This window comes from Mucilaginibacter sp. (genome assembly GCF_036383575.1).
GTDB lineage: Bacteria > Bacteroidota > Bacteroidia > Sphingobacteriales > Sphingobacteriaceae > Mucilaginibacter.
Genome location: NZ_DASVOB010000727.1, coordinates 1 through 15,211 on the forward strand (window position 1 = coordinate 1; position 15,211 = coordinate 15,211).

Consider the following 15,211-nt stretch of genomic DNA (forward strand, 5'->3'; position numbering starts at 1 on the left):
CAGGTATTCGAGATCCTTGGTTTAAACAAAACTGTTGTTGACAAATACTTCCACGGTGCTGTTACCCGTATAGGCGGTTTAGGCCTTGACGAAATTGCCCGTGAAGCACTTTGCAAACACAAAATGGGTTTTGAGGCAAAAGGAGCTGATAACTTGCTGCCTGAAGGTGGTATTTACCAGTGGAAACGCCGCGGCGAAGCCCACTTGTTTAACCCTACTACCGTTCACCTGTTGCAGCATGCTACACGTACCAATAGCTATGAGGTATATAAAAACTATGCTAAAGTAGTTAACGAGCAAACTGAAAAGCATTTCACCATCCGTGGCTTGCTTGATTTTGCCCATCACCGCGAATCTATCAGCATTGATGAGGTTGAACCGGCCGAAAGCATCATGAAGCGTTTTGCTACAGGTGCCATGTCATTCGGCTCTATCTCGCACGAGGCGCACAGCACCATGGCTATTGCCATGAACCGCATTGGCGGTAAAAGCAATACCGGTGAAGGTGGTGAAGACGAAATGCGTTACGATAAATTGCCAAATGGCGATTCGTTACGTTCGGCTATCAAACAAGTGGCATCAGGCCGTTTTGGGGTTACCTCAAATTATCTTACTAATGCCGATGAGTTACAGATAAAAATGGCGCAGGGCGCAAAACCAGGCGAAGGCGGTCAGCTACCGGGCCACAAGGTTGACGACTGGATCGCTAAAACCCGTCACTCTACTCCGGGTGTAGGTTTGATCTCCCCTCCTCCGCACCACGATATTTACTCTATCGAAGATTTGGCACAATTGATCTTCGACCTTAAAAACGCCAACCGTGCTGCCCGTATCAACGTTAAGCTGGTATCAAAAGCAGGTGTAGGTACTATTGCAGCCGGTGTTGCCAAAGCACATGCCGATGTGATCCTGATTGCCGGCTACGACGGCGGTACGGGTGCATCGCCGATAAGCTCAATCAAACATGCCGGTTTACCTTGGGAGCTTGGCTTAACTGAAGCCCACCAAACATTGGTACGCAACAAACTGCGCAGCCGTGTGGTATTGCAAACAGATGGTCAGCTGAAAACTGGTCGTGATTTGGCTATCGCAGCCCTGATGGGTGCCGAAGAATGGGGTGTAGCTACTGCTGCCCTTGTTGCAGGCGGCTGTATCATGATGCGTAAATGCCACTTGAATACCTGCCCGGTAGGTGTTGCTACTCAAGATCCTGAACTGCGTAAATTATTCTCGGGCAAACCTGAGCACGTTGTTAACCTGTTCCGCTTTATGGCCGAAGAGTTACGTGAGATCATGGCCGAGCTTGGTTTCCGTACCATTCATGAAATGGTTGGCCGCGTACAGTTCCTGAAAGTGAAAGATAACCTGCAAAGCTGGAAAGCCAAAAAGATCGATCTTAGCGGCATCCTGCACCCGGTTACCAACACCAAAGGAATGACGCTTTACAACAGCGAATCACAGGATCATGGTATGGCCAATATCCTTGACTGGAAACTATGGGAAGCTGCGAAGCCTGCTATTGAAGATAAAACCCCAGTATTTGCTTCGTTTGATGTGATCAACGTTGACCGTACTATCGGTACCTTGTTATCTAACGAGATCTCTAAAGTGTATGGTTCGGCTGGTTTGCCAGACAATACCGTTAACTTCAAATTCAAAGGTTCGGCAGGTCAAAGCTTTGCTGCTTTCACCACCAAAGGTGTTTCTTTCGAGCTGGAAGGCGAAGCTAACGACTATGTAGGTAAAGGTCTTTCGGGCGCGCAGATAGCCGTTTATCCGGCAGCTAATGCAACATTTGTACCTGAAGATAACATCATCATCGGTAACGTAGCCCTTTATGGCGCTACATCGGGTGAGTTGTTTGTAGGCGGTATGGCCGGCGAGCGTTTCGCGGTACGTAACTCAGGTGCTACAACGGTTGTTGAAGGTATTGGTGATCACGGTTGTGAGTACATGACCGGTGGCCGTGCACTTATCCTTGGTAATACAGGCCGCAACTTTGCAGCCGGTATGAGCGGCGGTATAGCTTGGGTTTACAACCCTGAAGGTACTTTTGCAGAAAACTGCAATACCGAAATGGTTGACCTTGACCCGCTAAGCGTACAAGACGAAGAGCAGATCCTCACCCTGCTGCGTAAACACATCACCTTAACCGGCAGCAAGCTGGCGCAAAAGATACTAAACAACTGGAATGAAGCATCAACCCAGTTTGTGAAAGTATTCCCGAGAGAGTATAAAAAAGTATTAGAGAAATTACAATATCAAACCATAGGCTAAGAAATGGGAAAACCTACAGGATTTCAGGAGTTTAATCGCGAACTTCCATCAAAAGTTCCGGCTGCTGAACGCGTTAAGAACTATAACGAATTTGTTAATTTATACACCGAAGAGAAGCTTAACCAGCAATCGGCAAGGTGTATGAATTGCGGTATCCCTTTCTGCCATTCGGGATGCCCTTTGGGTAACATCATCCCTGAGTTTAACGATGCCGTGTATCGTAAAAACTGGGAAGAAGCTTACCATATATTATCATCAACCAATAACTTCCCTGAGTTTACAGGCCGGATCTGCCCTGCCCCATGCGAATCGGCATGTGTGTTAGGCATCAACAAACCGCCTGTAGCTATTGAGGAAATTGAGCGCCATATCATCGAGATCGCTTACGAGAAAAACCTGGTAAAACCAACTGCCCCGCTTGTTAAAACAGGCAAAAAGGTAGCCGTTGTGGGCTCGGGCCCAGCAGGCCTTGCCGCTGCAGCCCAGTTGGTAAAAGTTGGCCACACTGTTACCGTTTACGAACGTGACGACCGTGCAGGTGGTTTGCTTCGCTACGGCATTCCTGACTTTAAATTAGAGAAATGGGTTGTTGAACGCCGCGTTGAAGTAATGGAGAAAGATGGTGTTGTGTTTAAATACAACAGCGAGGTTGGTGTAAACGTTGCTGCCGATGAACTGGTACGTAATAACGATGCCGTGATCCTGGCAGGCGGTTCAACTATTCCGCGTAACCTGCACATTCCGGGCCGCGAGTTAAAAGGAATCCATTTTGCAATGGACTTCCTGAAACAGCAAAACAAACGCGTAAGCAATATTGAAGTTACCGCCGAAGAAATTATAGCTACAGGTAAAGATGTAGTAGTAATTGGTGGTGGTGACACCGGATCGGACTGTGTGGGTACTTCAAACCGCCAAGGAGCAGCGTCTGTTAAGCAATTTGAGGTGATGTTCCAGCCACCTGCTCAGCGTACACAGCACATGCCGTGGCCTACTTACCCAATGGTATTAAAAACCACCAGCTCACACGAAGAAGGTGCCGACCGTTTCTGGGGTGTTAACACTTTAGAGTTTTTGGGCGACGAGCAAGGCAACCTGCGCGCACTGAAAGTAGTTGACGTTGAATGGGAACAGGATTTTATGGGCCGCCCTGTAAAATTCCATGTAGTTGAGGGCTCTGAGCGTGAAATCCCTTGTCAGCGTGTATTCCTGGCTATGGGCTTTTTACACCCGCAGCATGATACATTCATCAGCCAGCTTGGTGTTGATATTGACGAACGTAAAAACGTTAAAGCGAAAGAAGGTGTTTACCGCACCAACGTAAGCAAAGTATTTACAGCAGGTGATATGCGCCGCGGACAATCATTGGTGGTTTGGGCCATATCTGAAGGCCGCGAAGCCGCCCGCAAAGTTGATGAGTTTTTAATGGGACATTCTTTACTGGAAAGCAAAGACGCCGTTAACCAGTTTGACCAGGTGTTTTAGTGTTAGAGACTGGAGGTTAAAGATCAGAGGTTAGTAACTCCTTTTGCAGATATCTCCTTATCATATTGTTTTAATTATGAAGCCGGGCAAATGCCCGGCTTTATTGTTTTATATTACTCACCTACCCTATTGGCCAGCGCTTCACCATTTTGCTTTTTTAATCCGGGGATCATTTCTTTTGCCTGTTGCTGCCAGGTTAAACCCGCTTTAACTTCTTCATAAAAAGCACGGTAGCTTGTAAAATCAAGCTTAGCGGAGCCTGTTATAAAAGGGCCGCATATCCCCCTGTAATAAGTGCTTTCTTCATCGCCATAGTTGAGTTTGTATTTAAATACATAAAACAACTTTCCTTTATCTGTTACGGTTCCCAGCAACGTGAGCTGCTCAGGTAACATATCATCGTCATCACTGGTACTAACGCTCTGGTACAGGCATAGCTTAGCAAACGCGGCCTGTGTTTTATATTTAAGCGGCACCCTTTCAAGCTGTTTTTCTTTACTCAGGGCCTCCATAATATTATACCTGTTGGCAATACTATCTAAAAGCCGGTTAATTACCCGCTGATCAATTGGTAAATGATTGGCAATACGGGTTATTGCCGCAGTTGGAAGCAGCATACTCATATCTTCTTTCCTGATCAGTTTATTGGTGAATGCCGCTGTAACAGGTTGCCCTTTTATCGTTTGCATCAACGAAAGATAATAGTATACCGACATGTACATTTCTGTTGAAGTACTGTCATTTGGTTTAAGATACCTGTCAACATCGGAGTGGGCATGTGTTGTGATCCCGGCAAAGTTCTTCGTTACAAAATCAATATAACGAGCGTGCTTTTCTTCTGCCATGCGCTGAAAAACAGGAAGCAGGCTTTTCCTGTACCTGTCATTATTAATAAGCGGAATGATACGTTTATAATTGGCAACCACATAATCAAGTGAATCTTCAAGCGGCTCAAAAGTATCGTAATTATACTGCGCCTTTAATGCCGGGCTTCCTGTTAACAGGTTAAGATAAACGTCATATCCTTTTTCCTTATCAATACCAGGTATTGTTTTCAGGATCTTTGTTTTCAGATCATCATTAATATCAGGCCTTTTATACAGTTCGGCTAATACGTCGATCGTTTTATCGTCATGTACTTTTCCCAGGGTGTTGAGCAGCAAATGTCCGGCCCCATGATAAGTGCTATCGTCAGGGTAACCTTTTTGAAGGGCCTTGTATATATAGGGCAGTTCTTCCTTTTCAAATTTATAATAAGAAAGGGCTCCCCGGGCACTTTTGTAAGTTGTAGAATCGGCGGATGCCAGATCCTCTGCTATTAACGCCGCTTTTGATGAGCTCAGATCAATAGCTTTTGTGTCGCTTATCTTTTTTAACGAGTTAAAAAATGCATTGCTTGTTTCGCTATATAATTCTTCATTTGCCAGGTAGGCTGTCAGGTAGAAAAAATCACCATTGTTGATGAATATCCGGTTGCGCTTCTTTTCACCTGAGAGTTTTTTCTGGCTGATAAACTCGCGGCCCTGGATACCATTAACAACTATTGTATCTACTTTTATAAGCGAATCTGTGTATTTTACAAACTTGGGGATAATTGAAATATAAATGGAATCGATATGTTTTATTCGGTAGTACTTGCTGAGGTTGGTATGCTCAATACCATAAACACCGCCCGACGCCATGTTGGTTGAATAAACTGTTAACGAGTTTTTCAAAAATGACCTGTCGCTCTCTACCGTATCCCTGATAAAGTTTTGTTTTTCAAACACCATTGATATGAAATTTCCACCTTCTACATTGTAAGTTGTAAACACAGGCTTATTATACGGGGTTAACTTAAACGATTCAAAAAAATCGTCACTCCCCTGTATAGGTTGCCCTTCCTGCAAGCTCTGCCTCATTAACAGATAAGTTCTGTTTCCCCTTACAAAAAGCTGCATACGGCAGTAATATTTATCCAAAAGTATCAGATCAACCTCCCGGCCTTCGTAACCATCAACAGTTATTTTACGGACTTTACCAATGATCTTCCCTTTGTTTTTAAACTCGTTGCCTATTGATTCAAACAGCTTGTTCTTATCGGCAAGATATGCGCCTTTAGGATAATCATTATAACGCACCAGGTAGTTCTCCAAATTGACGCTATCGGTTGCCATATACAATTTTATATGGAATGGCTCGCCGCCTGGCTGAATGGGGTTAGCGGCGTTTTTTACTATCAGTTTGGGCTCAACCGGCAAATGAACAGTAAATGCGCCTGTATCATTTTTAAATGTTATCCACGTTGGGTTTGCTTTAGGGCTTATCTTAAAGGTTTTAAATGAATCAAAAAAGCGGTTTGCATAGGGCGTAAATAGGTTTTCCATCTTGGTACCGGCATATAACAGGTACAGGAAATTATTGTTGAACATCAGCCTGAAACGTAAAACCTCGCCATTGGTACGCATCAATATTTCGGTCCCTTTAATTCCATTTACAGTTACCGGCTTTTTGCTGATGATATGGTTCGATTGATTTTTTTTGAAACTGTTAATCATGTTCTGCAAAACTTCTTCTTCAGTTGCAGGCTTTGATTCGGATCCTTTCAAAATGGCATAAGCGCCAAAAAACACTTCATTAGCTATGTCAGTATAGAGAACCGATGGCTGCCCGTAAAAAGCATCTGTTTTTTCAGGAGTAAAAGGCAGTTCAAACGAATACCCGGTTTCATTATCAACAAATGGCTTCCAGGTAAGCTTTGTGTAATCGGTACTAAATTTGTTGACCACTCCCGTAAACTCAGCCTTTACAGGGCTTACTGTATAGCCGGCATTTCGTAATAATTCGATTAAGCCATGCGGGCCAGGCAGGTGGGCCGCACCAACAGCCGAAAACAGCGACTGCTCATCCATGTGCTTAATAATACTTTCCAGCATCACTTTATTTCGGGCAATAAGGTCATCATCATTCAACTCATCGCTGTTTAAAAAGCCGGCAATTTTATCCAGGTTACCGGTGCTGTAAATTTTTATCATTTCCTCTTCCCGGCTAATAGCTTCTGCATCATTATCCTCAACCAGGCTTTGTACCCTTTCCTTAATATCAGATTTTGAGCCAAAGTAGCCATCAAATTGCTCGGCTGCATTTTCAAGTCCATAAATGCTTTTGTTCATGCCGTGGGCTATACCATATAAATAAGCATCGACAAATGTTTTTTTATCGTCGGGACTTTTCTTCTCGGGTTTCATTATTGCCTCAAGGCGTATAGGGTCAATATTGCCCAAAGGATAGCCGTTTTTTTCTTTGAAGCGCTTAGCAAGTTTCGCGTACTCGGCCGGCGAAAGCCAGCTGCGCAAACTGCGTGAATTATCGCGATCGGCAAGGCTCGCGAACATTTTTTTGATAAGCGTATCGGGGTGCACCTCTAATGCAAATGACGAACTCTTTTGTATGGCCAGCATAACCGAATCGCTGAAGCCAAATACCCGCTTATCTTTTACGTGCATGGTTCCGAAGAGGTATGACGGATTTTTCAAGCCTTTTCCGCTAATGCGCCACAACAATGTATAATTACTTTTTTGCTGAGCCGACGCTAACGACGGAACTATAAATAACAATAAGAAAGCGAAGGATCTTAATTTTGGACAGGTGGCAAGTGATCTAAAAAAAGAGAATTGTGATAAGTAAAATTTGATCATACAACTGTAACAGGGTTTAAGTAAGCTACAAAGATAAATGATTGTAACAGTACCTTTATAACTGGCTGCTAAGTTTATTAAAAGGTAACATTATTAGCACAATGAACCTTTTATTCAGAAACTTACGAAGTTTTAAAAACTTCGTAAGTTTTATTCGGATGATCCTACTTTTCCAGGTATTCTTTAAGCGAGATCCCGGTAATATGTGTCCAGCCGGCAACAAAATTTTCTTTTTTGAAGGAATCCAACGGTGGGAAAGTTTCCAGGCCGCTATGGGTAAGTATAAGTTTAGTACCCTCCCCTTCAGGGAAAAGTTCCCAGGTAACTTCCGAATTACCTTCGTAGCCATCGTATCGCCAGGTATAGGCAATGGTTTTTCCTTCAACAACTTTAGTTACCCGGCACAGGTGAAGAAATTCCTTATTTCCGTCACCTCCGGTAAATTCAAACTCAAAACCTACTTCGGGTTTAAATTCGGCAAGGTCAAAATACCATTCTTTCATTTTTTCTTTAACGGTAATAGCTTCCCATACCTTTTGGATGGGCGCGGCATAAACCCTTTCAATAACAAATGGTTGCGTACTCATAGTTTGTTGTTTTTATGGTTATCTGTGTTTGGTTCGTTAATCAAAAAATCACCGAGTGCGTCCAGTTTCTGTGTCCAGAACTTTCGGTATTGCTCGGCCCAGTCAGTAACTTGTTTTAGCTGCTTCAAATCGGCATGGCAAAAGCGCTCCCTCCCCTGCTGTTTAATAACAAGCAAACCGCATTCCGTCAATATTTTTATGTGTTTGGATACAGCAGGGCGACTGATATCGAAATTATCAGCAACAGCATTGAGGTTCATCTGCCGGTAAGCCAGCAGGTTTATGATCTCTCGTCGGGTTGGATCGGCAATAGCCTGGAAAACGTCTCTTCGCATAGTAACCAAACAGCTATATGAAACCGTTCGGTTACAAATATAAATGAAACCTTTTGGTTACGCAATAGATTTTTCAATTTTTCTTACCGGGATGTTCATTCATGTTTATTATAAGCCGGGCTTTTTTTCGAACATTTACTTACACACTTATTTTCAGACAGATACATATACAAGCATCTTCTGATATTGAAAATCCGAATATAGGACAGCAGGTAGCAGCACCTGTGCTATAGGTAATTTTACGTAGTGAAAATTGGGTGATTATACCTATTTCGGGGTATTGTTTTTTGCCATAATTTTATCGCACCTGAACAATTTAATGCAAGTAATACAATGGCAGTACGTATAGTATGTATAAAAACTGACACCAAACCGCATGAAAACCCCTATGTGGCCATCGACTCGTTGGAATGGATCAACGAACGGATCAATGTAAAAGGCCTCACCGAAAGATCGAAGCTTTACGACTGGATCAAGAACGAAGACGGCGACGCTTACATCATCGATAACAAGGGAAACAAAACCAGCCTGATCCCGGCCGTTTGCCCCGAGGGTAACAAGTATGTTAAAACTGTTTATGATGAATCGGAACCGGATTACCTGCTGGGTTTGCCTGAGTGTGCCTAAAAACCCGTTACCAGCTTTTAAACGGGTTGAGGCTCAGAAAAGAATTGTAATATCGTTTATCGCCGGTTACCTCGGTTGTTGCCCAGGGTGGTAAATCAAATTCTTCATCCTCGCTGTCCAGCTCGATCTCGGCCATTAATAAGCCCTGATTATCGCCTAAAAACTCATCAACTTCCCAAAGTTTACCGGCGTAAGTAATGCAATAACGGTATTTTTCCAGTTCGGAGACTGCAAAATTATCAAGCAACTGAATACCATCGGCTTGGGGGATAGTATACTCAAACTCGCTGCGGCTAAAACCTGCTGTACTCCCCTTTATGGTGATATATGCTTCGGTATCAGTAACCCGCACCCTGATGGTTTTCTTTTCGTCACTAAAAATATACCCCTGCCTGAAATGCATTGGTTTAGGCTTTGCCAACTGGCTCCATTTTTCATGATCTACCAAAAACTTACGTTCTATTTCAACTGCCATCAGATTTGTTTTAGCCTGCAATTTTAGCATTATTTAACATTTAGGAGCTGATAAATATTATATATTTATGTTATATCAAACCTATATGCTAATTGCTAAACCTGTTACAAAATTAACCTGCATTGTGTTGACTTTGTTTTGCCTTGGCTGCAAACAACGTAACATTGTTAAACACAACGGCGAAAAAGACCTTATCTCTTTTAAACCAGTATTGGGTATTAGCTATACCGAAATAGCACGTCGATCAAATAATGGACTTTCATTTAACAATTTCGGCTACCAGATGGAACCGCAATGGAAAATGCAATTCGTTTCAAACGATTCAACCAGTATTTACAGCCCCACAAAAAAGCAATTCATCAACTTTCCGCTCAGTCGTGGTTATGATTCTATTTTTAATACAGCACGCACCTGGCTCAAAGTTAAAACCATGACCAGGGACAGTATGATCATCGAATTACTTAAAGCATATGGCGATTCGGTTGATACCCGCGGAGCCAAAGTTTATATGGTTTTTTATGCCGATAATTATATTAAAAACGTTCTTCATGGCGATATAAGTAAATGCAAAAGCCCCAGTCGAAAAGATTCTGTTTATGTACAATGGTTAGCCGATTCCGCGAATAAAAATATTAACAAAGCCTTTGCCGCCCGGCAACCTGTAGAGCTTAAAAGTAAAAGCGCATTAGTTACTATTAGCAAACGCCATACTGAGCCAACCATGCTCAATAATTTCAATACATCCGATGATTATATGGGGCCTGAGTTTGATATCACCGTTGATAAAGCCTACGCCAACTTTTACTATTCCTTTTCGATATTTGTTGACCCCGCCGGGCAAATACACTATGGAAAACCCCTTACAGTATTTTCGGAGAGAAGCTACGAGGAAAATTACATTCACCTCTCTACAGCAGTAATGAACAGTTACCTTAAATACTACCTGAACTTTATTCCTGGTAAAACACTTGGTATAGTGCATACCAGCGAGATAGCCGTTCATGTTAAAGGGAACCGGGGCGTGTAGATTTAAGTCATGAGATTATTTAAACTCCTCATTATAGCGTTCATAATAAGTCATATATTTAACAAATACCTATATGATAACAAACAAACCTGTTACAAAACTAACCTGCATTGTATTGACTTTGTTTTGCATGGCCTGCAAACAACGTAACATTGTTAAACACAATGGCGAAAAAGACCTGATCTCGTTTAAGCCTCTCTTTGGCATCAGTTATACCGAAATTGCCCGTCGTTCACAAAATGGCCTGGCGTTTAATAACTCCGGTTATCAATTAGAGCCACAATGGAAAATGCAATTCGTTTCCAATGATTCTGCCAGGATTTACAGTCCGACTAAAAAACAATTCATCAATTTTCCGCTTACCCGCGGATATGATTCCATTTTTAATACCGCCCGCACCTGGTTAAAGGTGAAAACCATGACTAAAGATAGCATGATCATCGAAATGCTTAAATTCGATGGAGATTCGGTTGATACCCGCGGAGCGAAGGTTTTTATGGTTTTTTATGCCGATAATTACATTAACGATGTACTTCATGGCAATTTAAGCAAATACAGAAGCCCCAGCCGTAAAGACAGCTTGTACATAAAATCATTAACCGATATTGCCAATAAAGATTATAATGAAGCATTTGCCGCCCGGCAACCCGCTGAGCTTAAAAGCAGAAGCGCGTTAGTTACGGTTACCAGGCGCCATTCAGAACCAACAATGCTTAATAATTTCAACACATCCGATGATTATATGCGCCCCGAGTTTGACATCACAGTTAACAAGGCTTATACCTATTTTAATTATTCGTTTTCGATAATTGTTGACACAGCCGGACAACTACATTATGGGAAGCCAATTATCTTTTTTTTAGAAAAAGAACGTATACCAGCGTACAACCACTATTCAACAGCGGTGATGAACAGCTACCTTAAATATTACCTGAACTTTATTCCCGGCAAAACGCTTGGTATTGCACATGCCAGCGAGATAGCAGTTCACGTTAAAGGGAGAACCGGAGTGTAGGTTTAAATTAAGAAATTATATAAATTCCATTACAAAGCAGCCATTTTTTACCCGTTTATTGAATTATCTATATCTTTAGCGGCAATGCTACTCATCAATCTAAAAAATTTAAAAACAGCAGCATTTGGGCTGCTTATCATCATATCTGCGTTTATTTCTGGTTGCGGCAGCGGCCCTTCGGGCAAAAAGAAAAGAGAGCTGATCTCCTTTAAACCTTACAATGGCATCAACTACTCCGAAGTATCCAGGCGTCAAAAAAACGGTCTGTCGTTTAACGAATATGGTTATCAACTGGAGCCTCAATGGAAGCTAAAATTTGTTTCGGACGATTCGGTAAGCATTTTCAGTCCTACTAAAAATGCGTTTATCAATTTTCCGCTTACACGTGGTTACGACTCCATTTTCAATGCGGCCCGTTCATGGCTAAAGATCCGTAAGATCAATAAAGACAGCATCACTATGGAGATCCTGATCCAGCAAGGTGATTCGCTGGATGTTAAAGGCACTAAGGTTTTTATGCGTTTTTATGCCGATAACTACATTAAAAATGTTTTACATACCGATACTACTATATTAAGACGCCCCAGCAATAAGGACACTTCATTTATCCGTTCTTTATCAGCAAAAGCCAATACCGATTATACCAAAGCATTCGCAGCAAGACAGCCGGCCATTATCACCAGCAAAAGTCCACTGGTAACAGTATCGCGCCGCACCACCAAGCCAGATATCCTCAATAACTTTGACAACTCTGACGATTATCTCGACCCGACATATGATATCGTGATCAAAAATGCCTTTAAAGATTTCTATTATTCTTTTACCATGTATATTGACGATAAGGGCAATTTATACTTCGGTATACCCCTTGTTGGATTTAACGGAGATCAGGAAAGAGAGGCCGACTACGTTCACACATGCAAAGCGGTAATTGAAAGCTATTTTAAGTTTTACCTCAACGCAAAACCAGGCACAACCCTGGGCATGATCCACTCAAGCACGGTTTCGGTACATGTTGAAGGCAAGGCTAAAACTACAGCTAAGTAACAATTGTGCTATTTTGTATAAGCGTATCGCTTTTAGCGTTTAATTTTCGCCCACCGGTCAAAACGGCATTTGTAAAAAAGTGTTAAATAAACGGCTGCTAAAAATGCTATACGGCTAAATGTTTATATTAGCCCCTGTTACTTCTTTAACTTATATTGATGATCATACGTCGATTTTTACTCCTATTATGCCTGTTAACTGCCTTTGGCGCATCTGTTTTTGCCCAGCAGGATAGCATCCCCCTAACAACCATAATTGAAAAAACCAGCAAGTTCAACAGCAGCTTCCCTATCGAGAAAGTTTACCTGCATACAGATAAACCTTACTATGCTGTTGGCGATACCATTTGGTTTAAAGCTTATGTAACCATTGAAAAACACCAGCCATCGGCCTTGAGCCGCATTGTGTATGTCGACCTGATCAATAACCGGGATTCGGTAGTTGAAAGTCAGCGTATTTCGGTTACCAATGGCTTTGCAAGCGGCAATATTGTACTTAGTGATAATACCTACAAACAAGGAGCTTATCGCCTGCGCAGCTATACAGGCTGGATGCGCAATTTTGATCCTGATTATTTTTATGACCGTACCTTTAATGTTGGTAACGCCATTGATAACCAGGTGCGTACCAATATAAGCTATAAAAGTTCAACCAAAAGAACGGGTGTTAAAGTTGATGCTACCATTCTTTATAAAGGATCAGATAACGCTCCCTATGCCAACAAAAAGGTAAGCTGGCAGCTCATGAAAAACGGAGACCCTGTAAGTAAAGGCCGCGGCACTACCGATGACAAAGGTGTGCTACTGGTTGACATACCCGAAAGCCAGGCCGATGTGATTACCGGCGGAATCCTGGTGACAGCTATTGACGTAGGCGACCGCAAAACAATCAGCAGCAGCTTTTCTATGCGAACCGCAGTTAAAGGATATGACGTGCAGTTTTTCCCCGAAGGCGGCCAGTTAACCAATAGCATCCGTACCAAGATCGCTTTTAAGGCTATAGCGTCAAGCGGTATGGGCGTTGATATTAAAGGAAACATTGTTGACGATAAAGGCACCGAAGTTGCCCAGATCAGCAGCGCGCACTTAGGTATGGGGATCTTCGCCATCACTCCTGATATTGAAAGGTCATACAAGGCAAACATCACATTTCCTGATGGTTCGCAGGCATCTTATAACCTGCCGCGTGTACAATCAATGGGGATAAACATTGGTGTTTATAATAATGACCCGGCCAATCTTACAGTAAAGATCTCGGCCAACGACCTATTTTTTCAGCGTAAACAAAACAAAAGCTTTTACCTGGTAGCACAAAGCGGCGGTGTTATTTATTACGCCGCACAAACAGTTTTGCAAAGCACAGTTTATTCGGCCAATATCCCTAAAAGTAAATTCCCTACGGGTATTGTACAGGTAACGCTGTTTTCATCGGGTGGATACGCTTTATGCGAACGGATAGTATTTATTCAGCACAATGACCAGATGAACCTGTCCCTCAAAACAGACAAGCCATCGTACAGCACAAGAGGCAACGTTAAGATCACGGTATCGGCAAAAAACAATACAACCCCGGCCGAAGGCAGCTTTTCGGTAGCGGTAGTTGATGATGGTACCGTACCGTCAAATGAAGATGCAGAATCAACCATATTGAGCAATATGCTGCTTACTTCTGATCTGAAAGGATATATCGAAAAGCCTAATTATTATTTCAATAAGCCCGACGAAGAAAAGCTGGCCAATCTGGACATTCTGATGCTTACCCAGGGGTATCGCCGCTTCAATTACGAAGATATCCTGGCCGACAAAACCCCGCCTATCTATTTACTTCCGGAACAAGGTATTGATGTAACGGGAACTTTAAGAACCAATACCGGTCTTCCGGTAGCCAAAGGCAGCCTTCGTCTATTGATTCCCGACAAAAACTTTTCGGCAGAAACAATTACCGATATGACAGGGAATTTCAAGTTTTCGAACGTGAATGTACCGGATACTTCAAAAATTACCCTGAGCGCCCGTAACAACCCTAACGGACGTAACCTTGTAATTTCAATTAACGGCGAGGCATATCAAAAACTGAGCAAAAACAATAATATTCCCGATGAGATCCTGAATATCGACAGTACCTTCCGTCCTTATTTACAAAACAGCTATAAGCAATATCAAAGCTCACGTACCATAAAAGAGGTTGTTGTAAAGGCAACCAAGATCGTAAAAAAAGCAAGCCATGCCGATTATGGCACCTTTGCAGGTTTATCAATGCAGGCAGATCATGAAATATCTGCCCAGCAACTACAAGGTTGCCCTTTGCTGTTAAACTGTTTATCAACCATGGCAATGGGCCTTACTTATATTGATAACAATTTTTATATCACCCGCGATTACAATTCCGGCAGCCGTACGCCCGTACAGGTTTATGTAGGCAGCTTACCCGTTGATGCCAACTTTTTATCAAGCATGCAATCAAGCGAGGTTGAGTCTGTCGAGATCTTTTTAAATGACGGTGTAAGTGGTATTAACCGCAGTACCCAAACCAAAGGTGTAATGGTGATCAACAAAAAGGTGGTTAAGAAAGAAAAAATAACGCTTGCTCAATTGCAGGAACTTATCCCTAAACAAAATGTGATCACTTTTGCGGTGCAGGGTTATACCAAAGCCAAAGAGTT

Annotated in this window: 11 protein-coding genes; 7 read left to right on the forward strand and 4 right to left on the reverse strand. The window is 42.5% G+C overall.

The features are described 5' to 3' along the window. Both VF500_RS26045 and VF500_RS26050 read left to right on the forward strand, forming a co-directional pair. A partial coding sequence (locus VF500_RS26045; RefSeq protein WP_330862462.1) for a glutamate synthase-related protein occupies positions 1-2,277 on the forward strand: 2,277 nt, incomplete at its 5' end. A 3-nt stretch (positions 2,278-2,280) separates the two neighbouring features. After that, entirely contained in the window at positions 2,281-3,759 is a 1,479-nt protein-coding gene (locus tag VF500_RS26050; protein WP_330862463.1) for a glutamate synthase subunit beta, read from the forward strand. A 113-nt stretch (positions 3,760-3,872) separates the two neighbouring features. On the opposite strand, the gene VF500_RS26055 is transcribed toward VF500_RS26050, so the two are convergent. From VF500_RS26055 to VF500_RS26065, 3 genes are all read right to left on the reverse strand, one after another. Continuing rightward, a complete protein-coding gene (locus VF500_RS26055) occupies positions 3,873-7,301 on the reverse strand; it encodes a TraB/GumN family protein (RefSeq protein ID WP_330862464.1) in 3,429 nt (1,142 codons plus the stop codon). A 299-nt stretch (positions 7,302-7,600) separates the two neighbouring features. Beyond that, positions 7,601-8,023, reverse strand: coding sequence for an SRPBCC domain-containing protein (locus tag VF500_RS26060; protein ID WP_330862465.1), 423 nt, complete (start codon positions 8,021-8,023; stop codon positions 7,601-7,603). Continuing rightward, on the reverse strand, positions 8,020-8,358 hold the full coding sequence (locus tag VF500_RS26065; protein WP_330862466.1) for a metalloregulator ArsR/SmtB family transcription factor: 339 nt from the start codon (positions 8,356-8,358) through the stop codon (positions 8,020-8,022). The genes VF500_RS26060 and VF500_RS26065 overlap by 4 nt, the downstream gene beginning before the upstream one ends. Before the next feature lie 333 nt (positions 8,359-8,691). Here VF500_RS26065 and VF500_RS26070 point away from each other — a divergent pair, with 333 nt between their 5' ends. Next, positions 8,692-8,985, forward strand: a complete 294-nt coding sequence (locus VF500_RS26070) for a hypothetical protein (RefSeq protein ID WP_330862467.1) — start codon at positions 8,692-8,694, stop codon at positions 8,983-8,985. Positions 8,986-8,992: 7 nt separating this feature from the next. Here VF500_RS26070 and VF500_RS26075 read toward each other — a convergent pair whose 3' ends face one another. Further along, positions 8,993-9,460: a CYTH domain-containing protein gene (locus VF500_RS26075; RefSeq protein WP_330862468.1), complete on the reverse strand. Its 468-nt coding sequence runs from the start codon at positions 9,458-9,460 to the stop codon at positions 8,993-8,995. Positions 9,461-9,545: 85 nt separating this feature from the next. Here VF500_RS26075 and VF500_RS26080 point away from each other — a divergent pair, with 85 nt between their 5' ends. From VF500_RS26080 to VF500_RS26095, 4 genes are all read left to right on the forward strand, one after another. Next, complete coding sequence (locus tag VF500_RS26080; RefSeq protein WP_330862469.1) at positions 9,546-10,487, forward strand: hypothetical protein; 942 nt, start codon at positions 9,546-9,548, stop codon at positions 10,485-10,487. A 73-nt stretch (positions 10,488-10,560) separates the two neighbouring features. Beyond that, a complete protein-coding gene (locus VF500_RS26085; RefSeq protein ID WP_330862470.1) occupies positions 10,561-11,502 on the forward strand; it encodes a hypothetical protein in 942 nt (313 codons plus the stop codon). A gap of 84 nt (positions 11,503-11,586) precedes the next feature. Continuing rightward, positions 11,587-12,549: a hypothetical protein gene (locus tag VF500_RS26090; protein ID WP_330862471.1), complete on the forward strand. Its 963-nt coding sequence runs from the start codon at positions 11,587-11,589 to the stop codon at positions 12,547-12,549. A 158-nt stretch (positions 12,550-12,707) separates the two neighbouring features. Beyond that, the coding region (locus VF500_RS26095; protein ID WP_330862472.1) for a carboxypeptidase regulatory-like domain-containing protein at positions 12,708-15,211 on the forward strand (2,504 nt) is incomplete at its 3' end.

Bases quoted from the DNA above. Each gene is read 5' to 3' on its own strand.
- VF500_RS26050 (WP_330862463.1), top strand. From the start codon at position 2,281: ATGGGAAAACCTACAGGATTTCAGGAGTTTAATCGCGAACTTCCATCA.
- VF500_RS26060 (WP_330862465.1), bottom strand. From the start codon at position 8,023: ATGAGTACGCAACCATTTGTTATTGAAAGGGTTTATGCCGCGCCCATC.
- VF500_RS26065 (WP_330862466.1), bottom strand. From the start codon at position 8,358: ATGCGAAGAGACGTTTTCCAGGCTATTGCCGATCCAACCCGACGAGAG.
- VF500_RS26070 (WP_330862467.1), top strand. From the start codon at position 8,692: ATGGCAGTACGTATAGTATGTATAAAAACTGACACCAAACCGCATGAA.
- VF500_RS26075 (WP_330862468.1), bottom strand. From the start codon at position 9,460: ATGGCAGTTGAAATAGAACGTAAGTTTTTGGTAGATCATGAAAAATGG.
- VF500_RS26080 (WP_330862469.1), top strand. From the start codon at position 9,546: ATGCTAATTGCTAAACCTGTTACAAAATTAACCTGCATTGTGTTGACT.
- VF500_RS26085 (WP_330862470.1), top strand. From the start codon at position 10,561: ATGATAACAAACAAACCTGTTACAAAACTAACCTGCATTGTATTGACT.
- VF500_RS26090 (WP_330862471.1), top strand. From the start codon at position 11,587: ATGCTACTCATCAATCTAAAAAATTTAAAAACAGCAGCATTTGGGCTG.